Genomic DNA, 24,865 nt, shown 5'->3' on the forward strand with positions numbered 1-24,865 from the left:
ATGCAAAACGACGCAAAAAAAACACTAGTATCGCTAAATGAGCTAGACAAAGTTTTCTTTACCGATGACGTAGAAACTCACGCTTTATCGAGCATTGAAGTCAATATCAACAAAGGTGAATATGTTTCAATTTCCGGCCCTTCTGGTTGTGGTAAGTCAACCTTATTATCCATTTTAGGATTGCTCGATACCCCAACAAAAGGCAAATACATTCTGGCAGGTCACGATGTTAGTAATTTAGACAAAGACGAACGTGCTAGCATTCGAAACGAAAAAATAGGTTTTATCTTTCAGGCATTTAATCTTATTAGTGACTTAACCGTTGCAGAAAACGTTGAATTACCTCTTTCGTACCGTACCGATATTTCAAAGCAAGATCGTAAAAAGATGGTGCAAGAAGCACTGGAAAAAGTTGATATGCAGCACAGAAACAACCACTTTCCTTCGCAACTATCTGGTGGTCAACAACAACGTGTTGCAGTAGCAAGAGCCATCGCGGGTAATCCAGACATTATCCTAGCCGATGAGCCAACAGGTAATTTAGATTCTAAAAATGCAAGCTCTGTTATGGAATTGCTAGACAAATTACACCAAGGTGGCGCTACCATCTGTATGGTAACCCATGACCCTCGCTCTGCAAGCCGTGCTGAACGTAATATCGAGATCTTCGATGGAAAAGTTGTTGCCGATAAAACAACACAACAGCCAAGTGCTATCGCTATTTAAGTCGAGGTAAGTAAGTTATGTCTATAGAATTAAAATATTCGCTTAGGATGCTGCTTAAAAAGCCTTTCTTTACCGCACTTGCGGTAATGATAGTAGCGGTAGGCCTGGGCTTAACATTATATTGTTTTACGCTATTAAATAGCCTTGTTTTCAAGCCGCTTTACTTAAATGGTGAAAACCCGGTTATCGCCATTGAAGGTGAATTTGACCAAAACCATCTGTTTAGGCGCCCTGTCGACCCTTATCACGTAAACCTATTGGCGGATAAAACCGGCATATTTAAAGACTACGGTTTTTATACCGAAGGAACTACCTTCATTGGCGGTGCATCAAGCCGTCATAGTGCTTTATTTACCGCACAAAAAATGAATGCTAGTTACACCAGCTGGAATGTTTTTAACTTTGCTAACGTTCAACCATTACATGGTCGAGGTTTTATCGAAGATGACTTCGCTGAAGGTGCTGAACCTGTTGTTATATTGAGTTATGACGTATGGCAAAATTATTTTAATGGCGACCCTAACATTATCAATGAAGAACTGGCTTTAGATGCTTCACCCGGTCGTATTGTTGGTGTTATGCCACAAGGTTTTGCTTTTCCTGAACGTGCAGAAATATGGCAACCTGTTGGCAACAGTTACGTAAAGCCTGAGAAAGAATCCTACGGCAGCATGTACGTGTTTGCTCGACTAAATGATGGTAAATCGATGGCGCAATTGCAATCAGCGTTAGATGCTTTCAATAAAGAAGTCGCAGAAACCATTCCCGAAGATTTTCGCTGGAGAATTCCTGCTAACAATAACTATTTACAAGCTAAGCCATACAAACAAGCGAGTGTAACCCAGTATTACAACGTATTTATGGCGTTACTAGTCGTGGTATTTTTGATACTGCTTCTTGCCTGTATCAACGTTAGTAACTTATTGCTAGCTAGAGTAAATGAGCGAATTAAAGAGGTAGCTATACGTGTCGCTTTGGGTATTCCGCGTAAAAAGTTAATGCGCCAAATGCTTTGGGAAAGTGTCGTCATTTGTTTATCCGGCGGCTTGATCGCCATATTGTTTGCCGCATATGGTGTAGAGCTTACCAACCAAATGTTTAACAACGCCTTTGCCGTTAACAATGAGAAACCTTTTTGGTGGACCTTGTCTATCGACGGCACAGGTATCGCTATTTTAGTGGTTGCTGTTGCAGCAATGATCTTAATAACAGGCTTGCTACCTGCTATCAAAGCCATGTCTAACGACTTTAATGCAGTTATTCGTGATGGTACACGTGGTGCATTAAGTAAAGGTGCAGCAAGAACAGGTAAAGCACTGGTTATCTCAGAAATTGTTTTATCGTGTGTGGTATTGGTGATGGCCACAATACTGCTTTCAACAGGGTATTTTGCTAGCAAAGCAGACTACGGCGTAAAAACAGAATCACGCTTAACGGCTCAGCTACAACTACCACCAGAGAAATACCCTGTGCGCCGAGACACCGATGACGAACACAATGATCGCGTCTTACAAGCACAGACCTTCTATCGAATCAAAGACGCTATTGGCAGCATGCCAAACTTAAAAGCAAGCGCTATCATGAGCCAATTACCAGGCCGTGGTGAAGGTACAAGTTACTTTGAAATTGAAGGTCGCCCAGCTGAAGTATACAACGAGAACCCTTATAGCAACAATGAAGTTGCAACGGCAAATTCGTGGGATGCGCTAGGTATGACCATTATTCAAGGCCGAGATTTTGACCACAGAGATGCAGACCCAGAAGCACGTAGTATTATTGTGAACGAATCAATCGCCCGCGATTTCTTCCCTGACGGAGACGCCGTTGGCAAACGAGTACGCCGAGCAGGAAGAGATAACTATCGAGGCGAATGGTTTACGATTGTTGGTGTATCTTCTGACACATTCCATGGATCTGCAATGCGCTCATCTAGTGCGTCATACAATACTTATCATGCAATCGATAACTTTGGCAGCATGCGCCAATACATTGCTGTACATTACACGGGTAGTGAAAAAGAAGCGATTCGTGCTTTAGTACAAGCAGTAGCAAAAGTTGACCCAGATGTTGGCATTTACCACATCCAAAGCTATACCAACCTTATTCAACAACCTATGTTGCTGCTACTTTCGGTAAGTAAGATCTTTTTGTTCTGCGGTATTATTGCTGTGCTTTTAGCTGCAAGTGGTATCTATGCGATGGCATCGAACAATATTTTACAGCGCACACAAGAAATAGGCGTACGCAGAGCTGTTGGCGCTCCTGACGGCAAAGTAATGACTATGTTCTTAAAACAAGCATCGGCGCAGCTTACGATTGGATTAGTCATTGGGATCGTTTTATCAGTAGCTCTTATCAGCTATATGGCAAACACCATAATTATTAACCCACAAAGTTACGGTATCGCCTTAGTGGGCATTCCAGCCTTGATTATATTTATGGTATTACTTGCGACTTACATTCCAACAAAATCAGTGTTACGGTTAGAGCCAAGTGACGCTTTACATTATGATTAACAACCAGTTTTTACTTGTTGATTAATTGATAAATATGGGCGGCAATAGTCGCCCTTTTATTTAAGGACATAATCAATTTTTCATGAATAAGCTCCCTATTCCTATTTTAGTGGCAGATGATGACCCGAATATTCTATCTGCCATTCGATTAGCGCTTAAAAGCGAAAACTTTCAGGTGTCTACCGCGAGTAGCCCTCAAGAAGTTCTAACACTATTGGAAAGAAAATCATTTGCTTGCGCGTTGATTGACTTGAATTACAGTCAAGATACAACCTCAGGCATTGATGGATTAAAGTTAATAGAAGATATTCGTCACATAGATGAAAACATGTCAATTATCGCTATTACAGGCTATGGCAGTATCGACATTGCTGTTGAGGCGATGAAAACTGGCGCTAACGATTTTATCGAAAAGCCATGGCGAAATGCCCAGCTCATCACACGTATTCATCAACAAATTTTTCAATATGAAAAAGCGTTAGAGCACACAAGATTACAGCAAGAAAATAATTTATTGCGGGGCTCCGATAACCAACACGTGATCGCGGAATCAAACGTAATGACTGAATTATTAGCGCAGCTTGAACGCATCGCTAAAAGTGATATGAACGTCTTGTTTACTGGCGAAAATGGTACAGGAAAGTCTATGCTTGCTAAGTACTTACACGACCATTCTATTCGCAAAGAGCATAGCTTTCTGTCCGTTAATATGGGAGGAATCTCAGAAACGCTTTTTGAAAGTGAAATGTTTGGTCACGTTAAAGGTGCATTTACCGACGCTAAAGAAGATCGCATCGGTCGCTTTGAATTAGCAAAACAAGGTACCCTTTTCTTAGATGAAATAGCCAATATTCAAATAAAGCAGCAAGCTAAGTTATTACATGTTTTAGAAGAGCGCATATTTGAGCGGGTTGGTAGTACTGTTACTCAGCAGGTAGACGTAAGACTCGTTTCTGCAACCAATGCGGATTTGTCTGAAATGATCAATCAAGGAAATTTTAGGCAAGATCTCCTGTATCGACTAAATACCATGGAAATTCGTATTCCAGCGTTAAGAGAACGCCCAGAAGATATTTTACCATTGGCCAATTTTTTCATCGTAAATTTCAGCCAAAAATACCAAATGGCACTAAAAACACTGACTCCTACGGCTGAACAGCAATTACTGCATTATGCATGGCCAGGAAATATTCGAGAGTTAAGTCACACCATAGAGCGTGCCTTGTTTTTATCAAACAACCACGAGATAAACTCGCACGATTTAGCCTTGCCAGAAACAGCAATTGAGCATTCAATAGGTGCTGAAGATGAAAACACGTTAAGTCAGATCGAAAAAAGAGTTATTGTTGAACGACTGGCTAAGTTTAATAACGACCCTGTAAAAACAGCAGACTCGCTAGGTTTAACGCGAAGCTCATATTACCGTAGACTAGAAAAACACGGACTCAATAATCAGTAATGGCTAAATCACCGCTTGCCAACACATTTGAAAACAATATCGCTTTAACGAGTTTAAAGATTTCGTTAGTGCCTTTATTGATTTTAATTTTGGTGATGTTTTTCAGTGATATTTCTATTTACTTAAAAATAATGATTGCCATTTTGTGCTTTACTACCGTCGCCATTGGTAACTTGATTATTTGGCGTAAAGTACGTAATCAATTAAGAACCACCACTAATATCATTGAAGCGATAGTACTCGGCGATACCACAATGCGCGCCAGTAGCAAAATAAAGCAAGGCGCACTAGCGGAATTAAATACGGTGATAAATGGTGCCGTAGAAAAACTCGCGGAGCAAAGGCTTGTCTCAAAAGAGCACCATATTGCCATGTCTAAAGTGCTTGAGCACATTCCAGTTGCTGTACTTTGTATTGACCACAATCGAGTAATTACCTTAATAAACCCAATGGCTCAGCGCCTGTTTGACGTTAGCGCTGATTATATTGATATGCCTGTAAAATCGTTAGGGATAGGTAATGATGTTCTCGAAGAAGATCGTCAGCAAATAGTGGAACTTAATACTAGCATAAGTAAAAAAGTTTATTTACATACCGAGAGTTACCGGTTACATGGCAAAGAACACAAGCTTATTTTCATCAATGATGTCGAGAAATTACTTCAAAACGAAGAGCGAAATGCTTGGCAAAGGTTGCTAAGAGTGCTCAGCCATGAAATTAACAACTCATTGGCACCTATTGCATCTATTGGTGAGTCACTAAGTGCACTTGCTCAAAGCGCAGATTTAGATGATGAAACAAAGCAAGAACTAACCGGTGGGTTAGCAATAGTAACTGAACGAGCATTATCGTTAAATCACTTTATTCGAGAATACCAAAACCTAGCTAGACTTCCTGCACCAATTAAAGCGCCTTTTGCTATAAAGCCTTTTATTGATAAACACATCGAGTTGTTTCCCGAATTCAGTCAGGTTTCCACCCATGGACAACAAGTCGATATCTATGCTGACGAGGAGCAATTATCGCAAGTTTTAGTCAATTTATTAAAAAACGCATTACAAGCCTCAACCAAAGAAAAACAATTAGACGTTCATTGGCAGTCCTTAAACAACGTACTGCATATTAACATCGAAGATAAAGGACAAGGTATCGCAAATACCGATAACTTATTCGTGCCGTTTTACACCACTAAGCCAAATGGTAGCGGCATTGGCTTAGTATTAAGTCGACAAATTATGTTTAATCACAGCGGCAATCTAACACTGACGAATAAGAAAGGTGGCAAAGGCGCAATCGCCACGTTAACCTTACCCACACACTCAACAGCAAAGCTATAACCCGTAAAAAACGCTAAATATTTTTCTCAGTATTTATTACAATAGCGAGATAAAAACTAATATTCGTCACGCTATGAGTCAAAATTCGGCAGATTCAAATAATCGTTCAGCTAATAAAACTTCTCGAAAAAGAGTAACCAGCAAGCCTAATCGTAGTTCGAAGAATCCAAGTGGACGAGCTAATAGCAAGTTCTCATCCAAGCACAAAGCCAAACCTCGTCCAGCGCCTGAGGACAGAAAAGTAGTGTTGTTCAATAAACCATTTGATGTACTTTGTCAGTTTACAGATGGTGAAAAGCGCCAAACCTTAAAGGATTTCATTCCAATAAAGGATGTATACGCCGCAGGTCGTTTAGACAGAGACAGTGAAGGACTTTTGCTACTCACTAATGATGGTAAGTTACAGCACCAATTAGCAAACCCAGAAAAGAAAACAGAAAAGACTTATTGGGTTCAAGTAGAAGGAACGCCAGATGAAGCTTCCTTACAGGCGCTCCGTAATGGAGTTGAGCTAAAAGACGGGTTAACAAAGCCAGCAAAAGTAAAAATAATTGAAGAACCCGATATTTGGCCGCGTAATCCCCCTATTCGCGAACGCGCTAGCATTCCAACGACTTGGTTAGAAATCAAAATTACCGAGGGAAAAAACCGCCAAGTAAGGCGCATGACCGCCCATATTGGCTTTCCTACCTTACGACTCGTGCGCTACGCAATAGGTAAATATACACTAAATGGTATTAACAACGGTCAATTCAAAGAGATAAGCACGCATGGTAAATAATGTTCCTAATCCTCATGGTGAAACACAGTTCAAACCCAATACCACGGTTGCTATCGTAGTTTGTTGCCAAAATAAATACTTATTAGTTGAAGAAAAAGAGTTGGGTAAACAAGTTTTTAACCAGCCCGCAGGTCACTTAGAAGAAAAAGAAAGCTTGATAAAAGCAGCAAAACGAGAACTTTTAGAAGAAACGGGACTCGCACTGTCACCCGATTACTGCAGCGGTATCTACTATTTTCATCGTCCTGCGCTTAACCTCTACTTTCTTCGTTTTTGCTTTGTTATTGAGTTAGACGATTTTCCAAATTGCCAACCGCAAGATGAAGAGATAATCGCTTGTCATTGGCTAAGCTATGAAGAAATAGTCGAAAAGGAGAATTGCTTAAGGAGCCCTATGGTTTTAACCTGTATTAAAGATTATTTAAATGGGCAACGAATTGAGCTTAGCGCCATTCAGTCAAACTTATAACGTTTTGCGCTATAAATTTTGCAAAAACCGTTCGTTTTTCCCTTTAAAATTAAAGCTACCACCCCCATTAACGAATACCTAACTAGCCTAGTTTTTAGGCTAAACCTTTATTCGATTTTGGGCGTGCTATTTTTGTAGATAAATGCTACAATCTCGCGCCTTTTTTTAAGTGAGTGAGACCAGTAATTCTATATGAGCACTAGCATTTTAACCGCCAACTCTCCTGATACCAGACCAGCAAGCGACATTCGAGTGATCGTCGGTATGTCTGGTGGTGTTGATTCATCTGTATCTGCCTACCTATTACAGCAACAGGGATTCCAAGTTGAAGGTTTGTTCATGAAGAACTGGGAAGAAGACGACACTGACGAATATTGCGCTGCGGCAGAAGACTTAAAAGACGCTCAAGCCGTGTGCGATAAACTCGGTATAAAACTTCACACCATTAACTTTGCCACGGAATACTGGGACAACGTTTTCGAATACTTCCTTGAAGAATACAAAGCGGGTCGTACGCCAAACCCAGATATCATGTGTAATAAAGAAATTAAATTTAAAGCATTCTTAGAGTTTGCTTGTGAAGATTTGGGTGCAGATTACATTGCAACTGGCCACTATGTTCAGCGCGATTATCGTGACGGACAATGGTCGATGATTCGTGGCAACGACGATAACAAAGATCAAAGCTATTTCTTATACACGCTCAGTGACAAACAAGTAGGTCAAACGTTATTCCCTGTCGGCAATATAGAAAAGCCTGAAGTACGAGCGATTGCGGAAAAAGCTGGCTTGTTAACCCACAACAAGAAAGATAGCACAGGTATTTGTTTTATCGGTGAGCGCAAGTTCAAAGATTTCTTACAGCAATATTTACCAGCACAGCCAGGTAAAATTGAATCCGCCGAAGGCGATGTCATTGGTGAGCACGACGGACTCATGTACCACACCTTGGGGCAACGTAAAGGCCTTAAAATTGGTGGTCTAGCTAATGCAGGTGATGAACCGTGGTACGTTGTCGAAAAAGATTTATTGCGTAATGTATTAATTGTTGGTCAAGGCCATAACCACCCTCGCCTATTTTCTAACGGATTAATTGGCAACCAATTACACTTGGTTAGTCGCAAACCATTAGAAGAGCCAATTAAATGTACGGTTAAAACACGCTACCGTCAGCAAGATGTTGCTTGTACCTTGTCACCGAATCCGATTGTAGAAGGCGAAGAGCCAACGTTTACTGTAACATTTGACCAAGCACAAAGCTCAGTAACACCGGGGCAATCAGTCGTATTTTATCAAGATGAAGTTTGTTTAGGCGGCGGCATCATTAATACCCTTATCCGATAGTTAGCGAATTAACAAAAACTATGCAAGATTTTAGAGAACAAACTGTTACCTTAGCTGCCATTTGTCAGGTTGCCAAACTGGTTCAGCGATTAGCCAGAAGTGGCAGCATTGAAGACGAACAGTTATCCATGCTTTTTAACAGTGTTTTAAATACATCGCCAAATAATACGTTGGACGTATACCAAGGTGACTTAGCCAATTTAACTTTAGGCCTAAAAACTTTAGTTGATCACTTGGGTAATAATAGTCAGCAAAAAGATCCAGAGATCACACGTTATGTAGTGAGTTTGCTCAGCTTAGAACGACGTTTAACAAAAACGCCAAAGAAAATGGCAGAACTCGGTGAACGTATAGAGCAATGCCATCGTCAGTTAGATCACTTTGATATAACCAGTGACACATTAATTTCAGCCTTAGCAAGTATATATAGCGATATTATTAGCCCGCTTGGCACACCAATTCAGGTAGCAGGTAATCCAGACGTGTTAAGGCAAACAGCGAACCAGCACCGTGTTCGTGCTTTATTGCTAGCAGGTGTGCGTTCAGCGGTGCTTTGGCGTCAAGTAGGCGGCAAGCGCAGAAACATATTATTCTCACGTTCAAAAATAGTTGGATGTGCAGAGCAGTTACTTAAACAAATTTAAGATAGATTCAGGAAAAGACTATGGAACTTTCAGCATTAAGTGCAATTTCACCTGTAGATGGCCGTTATGGCAGCAAAGCAAAATCGCTTCGCCCTATTTTCAGTGAATTTGGATTAATCAAATACCGTGTAACCGTTGAAGTACGTTGGTTACAAAAACTAGCGGCAACTGACGCAATCAGTGAAGTACCGGCCTTTTCAGCGGAAGAAAATGCGCTATTAGACGCTATTGTTGCTAACTTCAACGAAGAAGATGCAAATCGCGTTAAAACAATCGAAGCAACAACGAATCATGACGTTAAAGCGGTAGAGTATTTCCTAAAAGAGAAAGTAGAAAGTAACCCAGCGTTAAATGCTGTTTCTGAATTCATTCACTTTGCATGTACATCAGAAGATATCAACAACCTATCTCATGCGTTAATGTTAAAAGAAGCACGTGAGTTAGTAGTTCTTCCTGTAATGGATGAAATTCTTGCTGAAGTGAAAAAGCAAGCAAACGAATACGCGTCAATTCCTATGATGTGTCGTACACACGGCCAGCCTGCTTCTCCTAGTACTATGGGTAAAGAATTTGCGAACGTTTACGTGCGTTTAAAGCGTCAACGTGACCAAATCGCAGCAGTAGAACTACTGGGTAAAATTAACGGTGCAGTTGGTAACTACAACGCTCACCTTTCAGCTTACCCAGAGTTAGATTGGCACCAGTTCTCTGAAGAGTTCGTAACGTCTTTAGGTATTACTTGGAATGCATTTACAACACAAATTGAGCCGCACGATTACATCGCTGAGCTTTTCGATGCGGTTGCTCGTTTCAACACAATCTTGATTGACTTTGACCGTGACGTTTGGGGTTACATTGCATTAGGCCACTTCAAGCAAAAAACCATTGCGGGTGAAATCGGTTCATCTACCATGCCACACAAAGTTAACCCGATTGATTTTGAAAACTCAGAGGGTAACTTAGGTATTGCAAACGCAATTTTTGTTCACTTAGCACAAAAACTTCCAGTATCTCGCTGGCAGCGTGACTTAACTGATTCAACGGTACTACGTAACCTAGGTGTGGGTTTTGCTCACTCATTAATTTCTTACCAAGCAACGCTTAAAGGTTTAAGCAAGCTTCAAGTAAATGAAGATAGCTTATTAGCTGAGCTAGATTCAAACTGGGAAGTTTTAGCAGAACCTGTGCAAACAGTTATGCGTCGTTACGGTATTGAAAAGCCATACGAGAAACTAAAAGAGCTTACTCGTGGTAAGCGTGTAGACGGTGAAGCAATGCGTAACTTTATCGATAACCTAGAATTACCAGAAGAAGCTAAAGCATCACTACGTGAAATGACACCAGCGAGCTACATCGGTCGCGCAGTTTCATTTATCGCTGAGCTTGACTAATATTTTGTCTAGTTAAATTAACTAGCGAATCAAAGAGGAACCTTAGGGTTCCTTTTTCATTCTACAAGGAATAACTATGATGCAAATCAATTGGGGAGATTTAACCCCAGAACGTTTCATGGCAGAGTACTGGCAAAAAAAACCACTGCTCATCAAACAAGCCATTCCTGATTTTCAAGGCACGATTGAAGCCGACGAACTCGCTGGTTTAGCCATGGAGCAGGAAATAGAATCACGCATTATCCAACATGATAATAACGACAACTGGCAAGTACACCACGGCCCTTTCGAAGAGTTTTCTCAGTTTGGTGAAGACAATTGGACCTTGCTTGTGCAAGCCGTTAACAACTGGTCTAGAGAAACCAATGAACTTATTTCTTTGGTTAATTTCATTCCTCGTTGGCGCATTGACGATGTCATGGTGAGTTTCTCCACACCTAATGGCGGTGTTGGTGCACACTTAGATCAATATGACGTGTTTATATTACAAGGCGAAGGCAGAAGACGTTGGCAAGTAGGTGCGCCAGATGCAAGTTTGCAAACATTACTACCGCATCCAGACCTTAAACAAGTATCAGCTTTTGCGCCTATTATTGATGAAATAACTGAGCCAGGTGATTTATTGTATATTCCACCTAACCACCCTCACAACGGTGTATCAATAGAAAACTCACTGAATTTTTCTATTGGCTTTCAAGCGCCAAGCAGTCAAGATTTATGGTCATGTTTTGCCGATGTGCTGATCGATCAGAATTTAGGTGAACAGCGCTTTGGCGATCCTTCGCGTACGGTTTCTCAAACACCGCAAGAGTTAGCCGCTGATGATACAGATGCGTTACGTGAATTCATGGCGAAAGAACTCAATAATCCAGATATTTTTCAGCAAACCATTGGCAAGTTTCTTACACAAAGCCATCACGCATTAGAGTTGCTTGTGCCGGTAGAGCCTCTTTCAAAAGAGCAAGTAGAAGAAATTTTACAAACAGAAGAATTGCTTCTATCACCAGTATCAGGAATAAAATCCCTTGTACATCATGTACCTAACAGTAAGCTTTTTATTAATGGCGACGGCTTTGACATTGACCAAGCAACGTTAGCTTTCGCGACGCGACTTTGTTCAAGTGAACCTTTGACAATAACTGAAGCAAAAAGTTTCATGACTTGTTTGAAAAACGAACAATTGTTAACTACTGTATTAAATAAGGGTTACTGGTATATAGAATAATGTCATGACGTTCAGTATTAGCCGAGTTTCTTGGGAGCAAGCTGCTCCTTTGCTAAAAACGGTACGAGAAAAAGTATTTATATGTGAATGGCGCATTCCAAAACATATAGAGTTTGATAAAAAAGATCGTTTTGCTTTCCACCTATTGGTTTGTGACGACAAAACTCAAGAACCCGTGGCAACTGGGAGAATCCTAGCTACTGGCGAAATTTCTCGAATAGCGGTACTGATGTCATATCGTAAACACCAAGTAGATCATCTCGTTGTGCAAGGCCTTTTAGCTATTGCCAACGAGCTAAATTTAGATGAAGTGTTTATCTATAGTCCACTAGAAAACGTCGATTATTATCGACGTTTTAATTTTTGCCCTGAAGGCGCGGTGTTTATGGAAGCCGGAATGCCTAGGCAACGTATGTCTTGTCAGTTAGATAAAATGGCGAATGCTGATTATTGCTATACCCATTAACTATAAAAAATCAGGCAGGACAATGCCAAGCTAATTTAACTTCTCAAGCAAACATAAACAGCTTTAACTCCAAAGCTCATCTTTATCGAACATATCGTATAAACCCTCTGCGCGGGAAATAAGGTATTTAGCAAACTCTTTTTGCGAGCTATCGTTACTTGCCATCAGATTTTCTGCTTGCATCTGCCATTTAAACGAAAAATGGCGTGCAGCGTCACGCGCACTTGGCGCAACAGTGGTTGCGGCATAATCAGAAGGAATATCTCCTGTTACTACCCAAACACTAGATTCGTCTAATAAGTTCATTTTCCAAATAGACATTACCGGTGCTAGAAATCGACTCTCTTTATCATTGATGCTTTTTACCACCATCCCCTTAGAGCCTAGATATTTGTTAGCTGCTTCTAGTTGTTCTTTGACCCAACTTTTTTCTGTATCTGACATTACTGCTTGACTTGTCATTGTTTTATCTCGTTGTACTACTTGTCATCTAGAAGATTAACTAAAACCACTCCATCTAACAACTCCGAGCTCTTACCCATGCTTACGTTAAAAATACGTAAACTAATCAAAAACTTATTGTTATTTTTTTCAGCGATAATTTCAAACGCAGTTCGGTCGATTTAGGTCGTAAACAAAGGTGGTCGACCTGCCTTAGAATTAATCGTAATAATTTGTCTATACCACTAGCGAAAGGCTTTCCGAAATGATATTGTGCGCGCCAAGAAATATTACAAACACTATTACAAACAATATTTCATTCACAATAATAATAATTATAAAACAACTAACTTAAATACATACACGGAGATCTAGCTGTGGCCTTTTTTGATAAAGTTGATTTTGACAATCATGAACAAGTCGTATTTTGTAGCGACGAAAAAACGGGTTTAAAAGCAATAATTGCTGTGCATAGCACAGCTCTAGGTCCTGCGGCAGGCGGCTGTCGTTTTTGGGATTACAATAGTGATGAAGAAGCACTTACCGACGTTTTACGTCTGTCTAAGGGCATGACATACAAAAACGCAATGGCAGGCCTAAAATTAGGTGGCGGTAAAGCAGTCATTATCGGTAACCCGAAAGAATTAAAATCTAAAGAATTGTTTGAAGCATTTGGCCGCGCTGTGAACAATGTTTCGGGCCGTTACTATACTGCCGAAGATGTAAACATCACCACAGGCGATATGGCTATCGTCAACACTGTAACAGAATTTGTTGCAGGCTTAGATGGAAAAAGTGGTAACCCTGCTCCATTTACCGCGTTAGGTACTTTCTTAGGCATTAAAGCTGCTGTTAAATTTAAGTTAGGTAAAGACGACTTAACCGGCATTCGCGTTGCTGTTCAGGGTTTAGGAAGCGTTGGTTACGACCTATGTGCAAAGTTATATGCCGCTGGAGCAGAATTAGTTGTTACTGACATTAACCAAAGCGCTTTAGACCAAGCTGCAACTGAGTTTGGTGCTAAAGTAGTAGGTTTAGACGAAATCTACAGCCAAGATGTAGACGTTTATTCTCCTTGTGCACTAGGTGCCTCTGTAAACGACGAAACTATTGGCCAACTAAAAGCAAGTATTATTGCTGGTTGTGCAAACAACCAATTAGCTAAGCCGGAGCACGACTTAAGGCTAAAAGAAGAAGGTATTTTATATGTGCCTGATTACGTGATAAACGCTGGTGGTATCATCAATGTTTCGTTAGAAATTTACCCTGAACCATATTGCGCCGAAGAAGCAACTAAATTGGTTGAGAATATTTACGATACATTAATGAACGTGTTCACGACAGCTCAAGCACAAGATAAACCAACAGGTGAAGTAGCAGACGCTATGGCTCGTGACATTATCGCCAAAGCTGCTCAATAAACGTTATCTTTCAATAAAAGATCATTTAAAAGCCGCTAACACTTAGCGGCTTTTTTGATCTTCAGTGAGCAATATGAATGTACAAAAAAAAGGTGACCTAAGTCACCTTATAAAGTTTTTGGATGGAAACGTGTTTGCCAAGTCACTACTTGACGATATCGAATCTAGCAACATTTTGTTACAAGCACTAGGTCAATATTTTGATAATATCTAGTTAACCACGAGTTAATCACAATTAATTCTATAAAAACAGTCACTTAAGTGTTTTAGACTAAATTCCCATACACAGCGTATAAAAACCACTTTTTTAATTACTTTTAACTATATAAAAATTATCTTCTATAACGCTTTCACTAACACTTCTACAGGATGCTGGGACTTTCTGCTCCCTAAACGCTTTAACTGGCTTCGGCAAGAATACCCCGTTACCACCAACTGCTCATCAGAAACCTCACTCACTTTCGCTTTCCAACTCATATCAAAAAGTTGCTTTGAATTATCTAAATTAGAGGCTTCATGGCCATATGTACCAGCCATCCCACAACAACCTACCGCTTGTTTTTCTAGTGACAACCCAAAGTGTTTAAAGATATTCACCCATTGTTGCTCACTGCCAGCAAGCGCTGTTTTTTCCGTACAGTGGGCAAACAATTTGTAGATTTGGCTGCTATTTTGTTCAAATTGTTTATTTTCTGATTTATGCTGATCGATCACCTGAATCAACCACTCATGCGCAAGCATTACTTCAAAATGTCCTCTTTTTTCCCCTAGAACACTTTGATATTCGTCGCGATAACAAAGAACAGTCGAAGCATCTAGACCTATCATTGGAATGTCTAGATCGGCTAGTGAATTTAAAAACTGCGCGGTAGTGCTAGCAGTTTTTGCAAAGCGCTTTAAAAAACCTTTTACATGCTGTGCTTTACCATTCGGCGTAAAAGGTAAAAGAACAGGCTCTTTACCTAGCTTTTTCACCAGTTGCATCATGTGCTCAACCACGCCTGCATCATAAAATGATGTGAAAGGGTCTTGGACGATAAACACATGTTCTTTACGTCTTTCGATAGGCATTTGTTGAAACTTATCAAGTGAAAAGCTGACGTAGCCTTGAGACTTGTTTCTTTGTGCCAAACTAGGCACCGACAGTAACGGGGTATCTACATAGCCAAACGCTTTTTGAGTTGCCTTTTCAACAAATGAATTCTCAATAATCGCATTGGAAAACTTCGGTGCTTTCGCCATAAGTGGCGCAATTTTTTCAACATTAGCAACCAGATGATCTTTAGCTGGGCGAAAATAACTTGCATGGTAAAGCTGTAAAAATCGTGCTCTAAAATCTGGTACATCTACCTTAATAGGACATTGGCTCGCACAAGCTTTACAAGCTAAACACCCAGACATAGCCTCCATCACTTCATGAGAAAAGTCCTCTTTTCTCGCGGGTGAAAGCGAGTTTCTTACTTTATCGAGTAACTGCTTTACTGACCAACCAGAGACATTTTTCTCTAGACTAAGAACATCAACGCCTTTATTTTGCAATAACCGTAACCATTCACGCATCAAACCAGCGCGACCTTTAGGCGAGTGTCGGCGATCTCGAGTCACCTTACTAGACGGGCACATAGGGCTTGTCGTATCGTAGTTAAAACATAAACCATTGCCGTTACATGACATAGCCGCATCAAACGAGTCTTTCACTTGGATAGGTATCTGACGATCAAATGTCCCTCTTTTTACACCATCTACAGAGACTAAGGATTCACTTGACTCTAACGGTGTACAAATTTTTCCAGGATTCATTTTATTTAGCGGGTCAAACGCAGACTTCACCTTTCTTAATTCAGTGAATAGTTCTTCACCAAAGAATTCTGGCCCATATTCACTTCTATATCCTTTGCCATGTTCACCCCACATTAAACCACCGTACTTAGCCGTTAAAGCAACCACTTGGTCTGAGATGACACGCATTAGTTTTTCTTGTTCTGGGTCACACATATCAAGTGCAGGCCTAACGTGTAAAACACCCGCATCTACGTGACCAAACATGCCGTAGTGCAAACCATGAGAATCTAGTAACTCACGAAACTCAGCGATAAAGTCAGCAAGTTTCTCTGGCGGCACAGCTGTATCTTCGGCAAAAGCCAATGGCTTTTGGCTACTGTCGCTTTTTCCTAACAAACCAACCGCTTTTTTACGCATTGCGTAGATTTTACCAATACTGGCAAGATCCGATGTAACTTGATACCCAATAACGCCTGTTTTATTTTCAATATCTTTATCTAACTGACGTGTTAGTTCGTCAATTTGATCTTTGAGTTTTTCGACACTTTCGCCGTTATATTCAACAACATTAATACCGTCCATCACCTGCCCTGGCACTTCGGTAATCAAATCTTTAACTGAATGCCAGATAATATCTTCACGAGCGAGGTTTAAAACTTTACTATCAATTGTTTCTACTGACGTTGCTTTAGCTTCAACTAAAGTAGGCGAATGTCTAAGAGCTGAATCAAAGCTGTCGTATTTAATGTTGATCAATGTTTTAGCAGGAGCTATTGGCGTAAGATTTAACTTAGCTTCACACACAATAGCCAAGGAGCCTTCTGAACCAGTGATTAACCTTGAAACGTCAACCGTTTGCAGATCATCTGATACGGCATGTTCTAAGTCATATCCTGTTAAAAAGCGATTTAATCGAGGAAATTTAGCTAAAATTTGCTCTCGTTTTTCAACACTGGTCGCGATAACCTGTGCGATGATCTTACCGTAGCTACTTTTTCCCAAAGCTAACTCTTTAGCTTCTTCCATCGAAATCGGTTGAGTAGCCAGTAATTCACCATTAGCTAAAACAGATTCTAATGCCAGTACATGATCTGAAGTTTTACCGTAAATTAACGAACCCTGTCCTGAAGCGTCGGTATTAATCATACCGCCTATAGTAGCTCGGTTACTAGTTGATAGGTCTGGCGAGAAGAAAAAGCCATAAGGCCTTAGAAAGTCATTCAGCTGATCTTTTACCACGCCCGACTCAACACGCACCCAACCTTCTTCAACGTTAATCTCAAGTATACGATTCATATACTTTGACAAATCAACCACTATACCTGGAGTTAAGCTTTGACCATTGGTACCTGTGCCACCACCACGGGCTGAAAACTTAATATCATTAAACTTTGCTTGGCTAGCTAATGCGGTAATCGCTTGCACATCTTGTTTAGTGCGAGGATGCAATACTAATTGAGGTAATTGTTGGTAAATACTGTTGTCTGTTGCTACCGCCAAACGAGCACTGTATTTTTCGCTGATTTCACCGGTAAAAGATTGTTCTTTCAACGCTTGCGAAAATTCAACGTAAAGTGGTTCAAGTAATTCTTGTGGAGATAATTGCGGTAACATAAAGCACATGGTTAAAATTTAACAATTGCCCGAGTATACCACGGCGATTTCGAATGTTTACTCTAGTTTTAACTTTGATTAATAACTTTTTTGACTATGTTTTTAATTACTCAAAGAAATAAACAAGGGTATTTATATATTTATTCTAGAAATTAGTGCCTTTTAAACCGCATCAGCCCGACACTAAAGACTTAAATAAGAATAGTTATACAGAAGCAATCGCTATAAGGTTTTTACTACTTAACAGTGTAGCGAGCTATGAACATTTTTACCGTTTGTTCAATAATGAAAGCTTCTTGCTCTTCTGTCGGTACATCGAAGTTATATAAATGCGGATAGAATACAAACGACTTCAACTGATAAACAAATTGCTTACTGGCAAATTCAACATCTTCTATTGATAACCAACCAGCCTTTTTAGCATCTAAAAGAAAGGTTTCAAAATAACTACTGCAACCTACTTTCATGCTAGATAAACTCGCTGAAAGCTCGGGATCTTTCATCATTTGATCTAATGCCATTTTGGCGATACGGATAAATTGAGCAGACTTTAGTAAATCAACTTCAGAGCGTGCTATCGCTGTTAATTGTGCCTCTAAACTCTGATTTTTATCAAACTCAACGACTTGAGTATTAGTCAGCTGTTCTTTATTCGACGCAAGTATCGCTGCGAATAACAGACCTTTATGCTCGAAATGATTATATAGAGTGCGTTTGGAAACATTCGCCACTTGAGCGATTTCAACCATGCTAGTGTGTTCAACGCCCTGCTCACAAAACAACTTTTCTGCAGCCGTTAAAATGTCTAATTTTTTACGTTCTGATAATTTCATTCGCACCTCTTAACAACCGGCATATTATAGCGCTTAAAAAAATAAAGTTACACACCATTGTTTACTTTTTTGTAAACATGTGAAAAAATGCACACCACTGTTTACTTTTTTATATAGAGTTGTCATTTATGAAGTGGTTATCCGCTTTTTTACTGATATTAATTTCAATTGCCCTTGGAGGTTTTACCGTGAATCAAGACTTAGCTTCTACTTCCCCAATTAATGTTGAAGAGAACGATCACTTTGCCAATGGTAAATTTCGTAATACTGAGCCAATGATGAACCAGTCACTGTCAAAGACTTTAGAAATTGCAATTCGCTTCTTCTCAAAAGACAGTAAAAAATCAGTTCCCCAAGTAGAAATCCCAATGGAATCGTTATCAGCAGCGTCACTAGAAAAGCTGCCGTCAGACAATGTTTTCATGGTAAAACTTGGCCACTCTTCAGTGCTGTTAAAGGTTTACGGTGAATACTGGCTATACGACCCCGTCTTCTCAGATAGAGCTTCGCCATTTAGTTTTATGGGGCCAAAACGCTTTCATGACACCCCTATCTCCATTGAAGAATTACCTGCCATAGATCGCGTATTTATCTCGCACAACCATTACGATCATTTAGATAAAAAAGCGGTTAAAGCACTAGAAAGCAAAACAAAGCATTTTTATGTACCACTTGGCGTTGAAGCCGATTTGGAAAGGTGGGGAATTCCTAGCGACAAAATATTACGCTTCGACTGGTGGCAAGAACAACGCATTGGGGAAACACTCATTGCTTTTACGCCAACCAAACACTTTTCGGGTCGTTCATTAACCGATGGCAATAAAACACTTTGGGGCTCTTGGGTAGTAAAAACGCCTAAAGCTAGTTTGTACTTTAGTGGTGACTCAGGTTATTTCGATGGCTTCAAGAAAATTGGCCAAAAGTATGGCCCTTTTGATTTAACGCTAATTGAAACAGGTGCTTACGATAAAGACTGGGCCGATATACACATGACACCAGAGCAAAGTGTTCAAGCGCATATCGATTTGCAAGGCAAACATATGATGCCAATTCATAACGGTACATTTGATTTGGCATTCCATGATTGGCAAGAGCCTCTCGAATTAGCTTTTACCGAAGCACAAACCAAAGGGGTAAACATTGTAACTCCATTGGTGGGTACCCTTTTCGCAGTAGAGAAACCAGAAACCAAGGAAACCTGGTGGCGCGAGTTGATCTAAACGGTGATTAGCGAAACCAATTAATTCAGAAGTAAAGAATCCACTCGCATAGCAGGTGGCTTTGACACGGCTCCCTAGAAGGGAGCTACTTTCTTTCGAGCATTGATTCGTCTCAAAGTAAAATTCTTTCAAGCTTCTTGTTAACTTAACACTATATTGTCGGTGTGCCGACAGCACGTTAGAGGGAAAAATCGATTGTTTCCCTCTAACTTTTCGGTAACTGCTCCTGCGTTGCTCTACCACCTACATCCATGTAGGCGCCCTCATCGCCCGACTCAGCGAAGTCAAACACCAAATATTTTAACCGTCAGGCCTACCTGACGAATGCTCGTCCAACCGCGCGTCAGTGTCAGCCATCCATGGCTGACAGGCGTGGCGGTCTTAAAAATATTTGCTGTTATCGCTTCAACGGGAACGGGTATTCGTCATACCAATTGAGAAGAAAAAAACTGGCTCTACCCAGAACTTAAAGGATTACTTTTGGACTTAGGCTCTTTACGAGCATAGCCCCAGCTGAACGATCACCAACTCCATAGGAGGTGGTTTAAAACTGACAACAAAAAAGCCTCGCTAAGCGAGGCTTTTTTATTCAATACTTTTCAGTTCAAATAAGTACTCGAACTTACTTATTTTCTCCTGCTAGATATAACCATGTTGGTAATACAGTGTCAGGGTTAAGTGAAACACTATCGATACCTTGGTCAACTAACCATTTAGCGAAGTCTTTGTGATCTGATGGGCCTTGGCCACAGATACCAACATACTTGCCACGTGCTTTACACGCTTGAATAGCCATTTCCAATAACTTCTTGATCGCTGGGTTACGCTCGTCAAATAAGTGAGCAATAAGCCCTGAATCGCGGTCAAGACCTAGCGTTAGCTGGGTTAAATCGTTTGAACCAATAGAGAAACCGTCAAAGTAATCTAAGAACTGGTCTGCTAATAATGCGTTCGAAGGAAGCTCACACATCATGATAATACGTAAACCGTTTTCACCACGCTTCAAGCCATGTTCTTCTAAAATTTCAATGACTGCCGCAGCTTCTTCTAATGTACGAACAAACGGGATCATAATCTCAACATTGGTTAAGCCCATGTCGTTACGAACACGTTTGATTGCTTCACACTCTAGTGCAAAACACTCTCTGAAATCTTGAGAGATATAACGAGAAGCACCACGGTAACCAATCATTGGGTTTTCTTCTTCTGGCTCGTAATGCTCACCACCAACTAAGTTAGCGTATTCATTCGACTTAAAGTCAGACATACGAACGATAACTTTTTCAGGCGCATATGCCGCAGCAAGCGTTGCTATACCTTCAGTTAATTTCGTTACATAGAATTCTACCGGGCTGCTGTAGCCTGCCATGTAATCGCGAATTTCATCTTGAAGGTCTGCAGGTTGCTTCTCAAAGTTAATTAACGCTTTCGGGTGAACACCGATCATTTTGTTAATAATAAACTCTAAACGCGCAAGACCAATACCTGAATGCGGTAAACGAGCAAAAGCAAATGCACGATCTGGGTTACCTACATTCATCATTATCTTCAATGGTAGATCTGGCATCTTATCTACTTCAGACGTTGTTACTGTGAATTCAAGCTTGCCTTGGTAAATAAAGCCAGTGTCACCTTCTGCACAAGAAACCGTGACTTCGTCACCTGTTGCAATTTTGCTAGTTGCGTCACCACAACCAACTACCGCAGGAATACCCATTTCACGCGCAATAATTGCCGCGTGACATGTACGACCACCACGATTTGTTACGATAGCTGAAGCCTTTTTCATAATCGGCTCCCAATCAGGGTCTGTCATGTCGGTAACAAGTACATCACCCGGTTGGATTTTATCCATCTCTTCAAGAGACGCTAAAACTTTTGCTGCACCACTACCAATTTTGTGACCAATTGAACGACCTTCACAAATAACGTCAGCAGTAGCTTGTAACTGGAATTGCTCCATTACATTTGCACTTTCACGGCTACGAACGGTCTCTGGACGTGCTTGTACTATGTACAACTTGCCATCTAAACCATCTTTAGCCCACTCGATATCCATTGGACGTTGGTAGTGTTTCTCGATGATTACAGCTTGTTTAGCTAATTCTTGAACTTCTGCGTCAGTTAACGAGAATTCATCTGATACTTTGGCATCAACATCAACAATTTCAACTTGCTTACCGTGCTCTTCCGATTCTGCGTAAACCATTTTAATGGCTTTGCTACCAATGTTACGACGCACAACCGCAGGGTTGCCTTTTGCTAATGTTGGCTTGTGAACATAAAACTCATCTGGGTTTACTGCACCTTGCACAACCATTTCACCTAAACCGTAGCTAGATGTAATGAACACTACATCTTCGAAGCCAGATTCTGTGTCGATTGAAAACATAACACCACTTGAAGAAATGTCGCTTCGTACCATGCGCTGGATACCAGCTGACAACGCAACACCTCTATGGTCATAGCCTTGGTGGACACGGTATGAAATTGCTCGGTCGTTAAACAAAGAGGCAAATACGTGCTTAATCGCTGTCATTACAGCGTCTAAGCCACGAACATTTAAGAAGGTTTCTTGCTGACCAGCGAAAGACGCATCAGGCATATCTTCAGCAGTAGCTGAAGAGCGAACGGCAAAAGAAGCTTCGTCAGAGAATTCACCTGCTAATTTTGCATATGCGTCTTCAATGTCTTTTTGCATTTGAGGTAAGAAAGGTGTGTCAATAATCCATTGACGAATTTGGCTACCGCAATCAGCTAGTGCGTTTACATCACTAACGTCTAAGGTATCAAGTAGCTTGTAGATTCGGTCGTTTAAGCCACTTTGCTCAAGAAATTCATTAAAGGCAAATGCAGTAGTTGCAAAGCCATTGGGTACTTGCACTCCAACGTTTGCAAGGTTTGAAATCATTTCACCTAACGATGCATTTTTACCACCTACGCGGTCAACATCGCCCATTCCTAATACGTCATACCATAGGACATTTTCTTGCACAGCAATTTCTCCAAATGAGATAAAAAACTAAGTATAGTTGTAGTTAAAAAACTCGTGGCATTTTACACATAGCCAAAGCGAACTAAAAGTATTATTGTAAACTTTCACATTAAATTACAGAATAAGATATTAACAAAAGGAACTTCAATGAGAACAGCATTTTATATATCGGATGGTACAGCGATTACCTCCGAAGTGTTTGGCCATGCCTTGCTGTCGCTATTTCCTGTGGACTTTCACCACGACACTATTTCCTTTGTCGAAACTGTTGAGCAAGCGATAGAAGCCAGAGAAAAAATCAACCGTGCCGCCAAGCACTCTGGCGAGAAGCCCTTAGTATTTCATACGTTTGTTAACCCAGAAATTAGAGAGATTATCGATCAATGTGATGGCATAATCTACAATTTTCTTGAACACTTTGTGTCGCCTTTAGAACAAGAGCTTGGTGTAAATGCTAAACCTAAAGCACACCGTACTCACAGTATTCATGAAAATAGTTATGACAATCGTATCGACGCCGTAAACTATTCACTCGCTAATGATGACGGCTCTAATATTACCAATTACGAACAAGCAGACTTAATTTTAGTGGGCGTATCTCGATCCGGTAAAACACCCACTTCTCTTTATTTAGCCTTGCAGTATGGTATTAAAACCGCCAACTACCCTTTTATTGACGATGACATGGAAGATTTATCGATTCCAGATTTTCTTAAACCGTATAAAAAGAAACTGTTTGGTTTAACCATTGACGCTTCACGATTAATGGATATTCGCGATGGTAGACTCGCAAATAGCCGCTACTCGTCTTCTCGTCAATGTCGCATGGAAGTACGCGAAGTTGAAAAACTTTATAAAAAAGAACGTATACCATTTATTAACACCACCAAGCTGTCAGTAGAGGAAATAACAGCAAAAATTTTAGCTGAAACAGGCTTACAACGTCACAAGTACTAAAATTCATTAATTATTCTGCTTTGATTGTTCCCTTAGGCGCTTAATTTCGGTATGTTAGCGCCTATCTATTAAAGGGTGGTTGGCTATGATCGCCCTATTCAAAATTGCAGAATAATTATGACCATCAAAACGGATGAATTTAGAACGACGCTAATAGAGAATTTAGTGTCTCCAGATGAGTTAGCGCAACAGATTCCTCTTCATGATGAAACCGCTAATTTTATTATCGAAAGTCGCCGACAAATCGAAGATATTATTGAAGGCAAAGACGACCGACTTCTTGTTGTAATAGGCCCTTGCTCTATACACGATACGAAAGCTGCGATTGAATACGCTCAGCAGCTAAAAACCTTACACGACAAATACAAAAACGATTTGTATATTGTGATGCGTGTTTATTTCGAAAAGCCTCGCACAACAGTAGGCTGGAAAGGATTAATCAGTGATCCCGATTTAGACAAATCTTTTAATGTTGCGAAAGGCTTAAATTTAGCGCGTCAACTGTTACTCGATATCAATGAACTTGGCCTTCCAGCTGGAACAGAGTTCCTTGACATGGTAACAGGTCAATACATATCTGATTTGATCAGCTGGGGAGCAATTGGCGCTCGCACTACAGAAAGCCAAGTGCACAGAGAACTGGCTTCGGCACTTTCTTGCCCTGTAGGCTTTAAAAATGGTACAGATGGCAATATTCAAATCGCTATCGATGCTATTAAAGCATCAAGTGTTCCGCACGTTTTGTATTCGCCTGACAAGCGCGGGCAAATGTGTATTTACAAAACGCATGGTAACCCACATGCTCACGTTATTCTTCGTGGAGGCAAAGAGCCAAACTATCACGCTACTGATATAAAGAGCACTCAAGAGAAGTTAAATGCTAGTGAAATCAACGCTGGTATTATGGTGGATTGTAGCCATGGCAATAGCTACAAAGATCACACCAAACAAATAAATGTGGCGCAATCTATTGCAGAACAAGTAGCCAGTGGCGAAAAAGGCATTTCTGGTGTGATGATTGAAAGCTTCTTAAAAGCTGGAAATCAGAAAGTGGTTGATGGCAAAGCTGAGGTATACGGCCAAAGCATTACCGATGCTTGTGTTGATTTAGCCACCAGTGAAGAGATGCTAGCTATTCTAGCTAATGCTGTTAAATCTAGCCGCGGTTAAATGTATAAATTTGTATTGGTGATACACTAAAGGTCACCAATACAAATAAATTCAGCTATACTTGCTAAATATCT

Annotated in this window: 20 protein-coding genes; 16 read left to right on the plus strand and 4 right to left on the minus strand. The window is 40.5% G+C overall.

Features of this window, described 5'->3' with window-relative positions:
• The 11 genes from ACOB80_RS07760 (at position 1) to ACOB80_RS07810 (ending at position 12,358) form a co-directional block, all read left to right on the plus strand.
• Positions 1–726 (plus strand): ABC transporter ATP-binding protein, encoded by a 726-nt coding sequence (locus ACOB80_RS07760; protein WP_473165237.1) that lies wholly within the window; start codon positions 1–3, stop codon positions 724–726.
• 17 nt (positions 727–743) lie between these two features.
• Complete coding sequence (locus ACOB80_RS07765; protein WP_473165238.1) at positions 744–3,242, plus strand: FtsX-like permease family protein; 2,499 nt, start codon at positions 744–746, stop codon at positions 3,240–3,242.
• A gap of 82 nt (positions 3,243–3,324) precedes the next feature.
• Positions 3,325–4,701: a sigma-54-dependent transcriptional regulator gene (locus ACOB80_RS07770; protein WP_473165239.1), complete on the plus strand. Its 1,377-nt coding sequence runs from the start codon at positions 3,325–3,327 to the stop codon at positions 4,699–4,701.
• On the plus strand, positions 4,701–6,038 hold the full coding sequence (locus tag ACOB80_RS07775) for a sensor histidine kinase (RefSeq protein WP_473165240.1): 1,338 nt from the start codon (positions 4,701–4,703) through the stop codon (positions 6,036–6,038). The genes ACOB80_RS07770 and ACOB80_RS07775 overlap by 1 nt, the downstream gene beginning before the upstream one ends.
• A 73-nt stretch (positions 6,039–6,111) precedes the next feature.
• Complete coding sequence (locus tag ACOB80_RS07780) at positions 6,112–6,819, plus strand: rRNA large subunit pseudouridine synthase E (protein WP_473165241.1); 708 nt, start codon at positions 6,112–6,114, stop codon at positions 6,817–6,819.
• Positions 6,809–7,288: an NUDIX hydrolase gene (locus ACOB80_RS07785; protein ID WP_473165242.1), complete on the plus strand. Its 480-nt coding sequence runs from the start codon at positions 6,809–6,811 to the stop codon at positions 7,286–7,288. The genes ACOB80_RS07780 and ACOB80_RS07785 overlap by 11 nt, the downstream gene beginning before the upstream one ends.
• A gap of 192 nt (positions 7,289–7,480) precedes the next feature.
• Positions 7,481–8,632: a tRNA 2-thiouridine(34) synthase MnmA gene (mnmA, locus tag ACOB80_RS07790; protein ID WP_473165243.1), complete on the plus strand. Its 1,152-nt coding sequence runs from the start codon at positions 7,481–7,483 to the stop codon at positions 8,630–8,632.
• Between the two features lie 20 nt (positions 8,633–8,652).
• Positions 8,653–9,276, plus strand: coding sequence for a high frequency lysogenization protein HflD (hflD, locus tag ACOB80_RS07795; protein ID WP_473165244.1), 624 nt, complete (start codon positions 8,653–8,655; stop codon positions 9,274–9,276).
• 20 nt (positions 9,277–9,296) lie between these two features.
• Positions 9,297–10,667 carry an adenylosuccinate lyase gene (purB, locus tag ACOB80_RS07800; RefSeq protein ID WP_473165245.1) on the plus strand — a complete coding sequence of 457 codons (1,371 nt, stop codon included), beginning with the start codon at positions 9,297–9,299 and terminating at the stop codon, positions 10,665–10,667.
• 76 nt (positions 10,668–10,743) lie between these two features.
• Positions 10,744–11,892 carry a JmjC domain-containing protein gene (locus ACOB80_RS07805; protein ID WP_473165246.1) on the plus strand — a complete coding sequence of 383 codons (1,149 nt, stop codon included), beginning with the start codon at positions 10,744–10,746 and terminating at the stop codon, positions 11,890–11,892.
• A 4-nt stretch (positions 11,893–11,896) separates the two neighbouring features.
• Positions 11,897–12,358, plus strand: a complete 462-nt coding sequence (locus ACOB80_RS07810) for a GNAT family N-acetyltransferase (RefSeq protein ID WP_473165247.1) — start codon at positions 11,897–11,899, stop codon at positions 12,356–12,358.
• A gap of 63 nt (positions 12,359–12,421) precedes the next feature.
• Here the strand turns inward: ACOB80_RS07810 and ACOB80_RS07815 are convergent, their stop codons facing one another.
• Positions 12,422–12,820: a DUF4826 family protein gene (locus ACOB80_RS07815; RefSeq protein WP_473165248.1), complete on the minus strand. Its 399-nt coding sequence runs from the start codon at positions 12,818–12,820 to the stop codon at positions 12,422–12,424.
• A 356-nt stretch (positions 12,821–13,176) separates the two neighbouring features.
• On the opposite strand from ACOB80_RS07815, the gene ACOB80_RS07820 reads away from it, so the two are divergent.
• Both ACOB80_RS07820 and ACOB80_RS07825 read left to right on the plus strand, forming a co-directional pair.
• Entirely contained in the window at positions 13,177–14,220 is a 1,044-nt protein-coding gene (locus ACOB80_RS07820; RefSeq protein ID WP_473165249.1) for a Glu/Leu/Phe/Val family dehydrogenase, read from the plus strand.
• Between the two features lie 73 nt (positions 14,221–14,293).
• On the plus strand, positions 14,294–14,434 hold the full coding sequence (locus tag ACOB80_RS07825; RefSeq protein ID WP_473165250.1) for a hypothetical protein: 141 nt from the start codon (positions 14,294–14,296) through the stop codon (positions 14,432–14,434).
• A gap of 125 nt (positions 14,435–14,559) precedes the next feature.
• Here ACOB80_RS07825 and ydiJ read toward each other — a convergent pair whose 3' ends face one another.
• Both ydiJ and ACOB80_RS07835 read right to left on the minus strand, forming a co-directional pair.
• On the minus strand, positions 14,560–17,616 hold the full coding sequence (gene ydiJ / locus ACOB80_RS07830) for a D-2-hydroxyglutarate dehydrogenase YdiJ (RefSeq protein ID WP_473165251.1): 3,057 nt from the start codon (positions 17,614–17,616) through the stop codon (positions 14,560–14,562).
• Between the two features lie 236 nt (positions 17,617–17,852).
• A complete protein-coding gene (locus ACOB80_RS07835; protein WP_473165252.1) occupies positions 17,853–18,449 on the minus strand; it encodes a TetR/AcrR family transcriptional regulator in 597 nt (198 codons plus the stop codon).
• Positions 18,450–18,577: 128 nt separating this feature from the next.
• Between ACOB80_RS07835 and ACOB80_RS07840 the strand changes: the two genes are divergently transcribed.
• Complete coding sequence (locus tag ACOB80_RS07840) at positions 18,578–19,669, plus strand: MBL fold metallo-hydrolase (protein ID WP_473165253.1); 1,092 nt, start codon at positions 18,578–18,580, stop codon at positions 19,667–19,669.
• Between the two features lie 622 nt (positions 19,670–20,291).
• On the opposite strand, the gene ppsA is transcribed toward ACOB80_RS07840, so the two are convergent.
• Positions 20,292–22,664, minus strand: coding sequence for a phosphoenolpyruvate synthase (gene ppsA / locus ACOB80_RS07845; protein WP_473165254.1), 2,373 nt, complete (start codon positions 22,662–22,664; stop codon positions 20,292–20,294).
• Between the two features lie 147 nt (positions 22,665–22,811).
• On the opposite strand from ppsA, the gene ppsR reads away from it, so the two are divergent.
• Positions 22,812–23,621 (plus strand): posphoenolpyruvate synthetase regulatory kinase/phosphorylase PpsR, encoded by an 810-nt coding sequence (gene ppsR, locus ACOB80_RS07850; protein WP_473165255.1) that lies wholly within the window; start codon positions 22,812–22,814, stop codon positions 23,619–23,621.
• 117 nt (positions 23,622–23,738) lie between these two features.
• Positions 23,739–24,791, plus strand: a complete 1,053-nt coding sequence (locus tag ACOB80_RS07855; protein WP_473165256.1) for a 3-deoxy-7-phosphoheptulonate synthase — start codon at positions 23,739–23,741, stop codon at positions 24,789–24,791.
• Positions 24,792–24,865: the final 74 nt, after the last annotated feature.

The sequence above is a fragment of the Thalassotalea coralli genome, assembly GCF_055786205.1.

Excerpts from the sequence above, each read along its gene's own strand:
- ACOB80_RS07775 (WP_473165240.1), top strand. The coding sequence starts at position 4,701 with ATGGCTAAATCACCGCTTGCCAACACATTTGAAAACAATATCGCTTTA.
- ppsR (WP_473165255.1), top strand. The coding sequence starts at position 22,812 with ATGAGAACAGCATTTTATATATCGGATGGTACAGCGATTACCTCCGAA.
- ACOB80_RS07855 (WP_473165256.1), top strand. The coding sequence starts at position 23,739 with ATGACCATCAAAACGGATGAATTTAGAACGACGCTAATAGAGAATTTA.
- ACOB80_RS07785 (WP_473165242.1), top strand. The coding sequence starts at position 6,809 with ATGGTAAATAATGTTCCTAATCCTCATGGTGAAACACAGTTCAAACCC.
- ACOB80_RS07835 (WP_473165252.1), bottom strand. The coding sequence starts at position 18,449 with ATGAAATTATCAGAACGTAAAAAATTAGACATTTTAACGGCTGCAGAA.
- ACOB80_RS07825 (WP_473165250.1), top strand. The coding sequence starts at position 14,294 with ATGAATGTACAAAAAAAAGGTGACCTAAGTCACCTTATAAAGTTTTTG.
- ACOB80_RS07770 (WP_473165239.1), top strand. The coding sequence starts at position 3,325 with ATGAATAAGCTCCCTATTCCTATTTTAGTGGCAGATGATGACCCGAAT.
- ACOB80_RS07815 (WP_473165248.1), bottom strand. The coding sequence starts at position 12,820 with ATGACAAGTCAAGCAGTAATGTCAGATACAGAAAAAAGTTGGGTCAAA.
- ACOB80_RS07780 (WP_473165241.1), top strand. The coding sequence starts at position 6,112 with ATGAGTCAAAATTCGGCAGATTCAAATAATCGTTCAGCTAATAAAACT.
- hflD (WP_473165244.1), top strand. The coding sequence starts at position 8,653 with ATGCAAGATTTTAGAGAACAAACTGTTACCTTAGCTGCCATTTGTCAG.
- purB (WP_473165245.1), top strand. The coding sequence starts at position 9,297 with ATGGAACTTTCAGCATTAAGTGCAATTTCACCTGTAGATGGCCGTTAT.
- ACOB80_RS07810 (WP_473165247.1), top strand. The coding sequence starts at position 11,897 with ATGACGTTCAGTATTAGCCGAGTTTCTTGGGAGCAAGCTGCTCCTTTG.
- mnmA (WP_473165243.1), top strand. The coding sequence starts at position 7,481 with ATGAGCACTAGCATTTTAACCGCCAACTCTCCTGATACCAGACCAGCA.
- ydiJ (WP_473165251.1), bottom strand. The coding sequence starts at position 17,616 with ATGTTACCGCAATTATCTCCACAAGAATTACTTGAACCACTTTACGTT.
- ACOB80_RS07840 (WP_473165253.1), top strand. The coding sequence starts at position 18,578 with ATGAAGTGGTTATCCGCTTTTTTACTGATATTAATTTCAATTGCCCTT.
- ACOB80_RS07760 (WP_473165237.1), top strand. The coding sequence starts at position 1 with ATGCAAAACGACGCAAAAAAAACACTAGTATCGCTAAATGAGCTAGAC.
- ACOB80_RS07805 (WP_473165246.1), top strand. The coding sequence starts at position 10,744 with ATGATGCAAATCAATTGGGGAGATTTAACCCCAGAACGTTTCATGGCA.
- ACOB80_RS07765 (WP_473165238.1), top strand. The coding sequence starts at position 744 with ATGTCTATAGAATTAAAATATTCGCTTAGGATGCTGCTTAAAAAGCCT.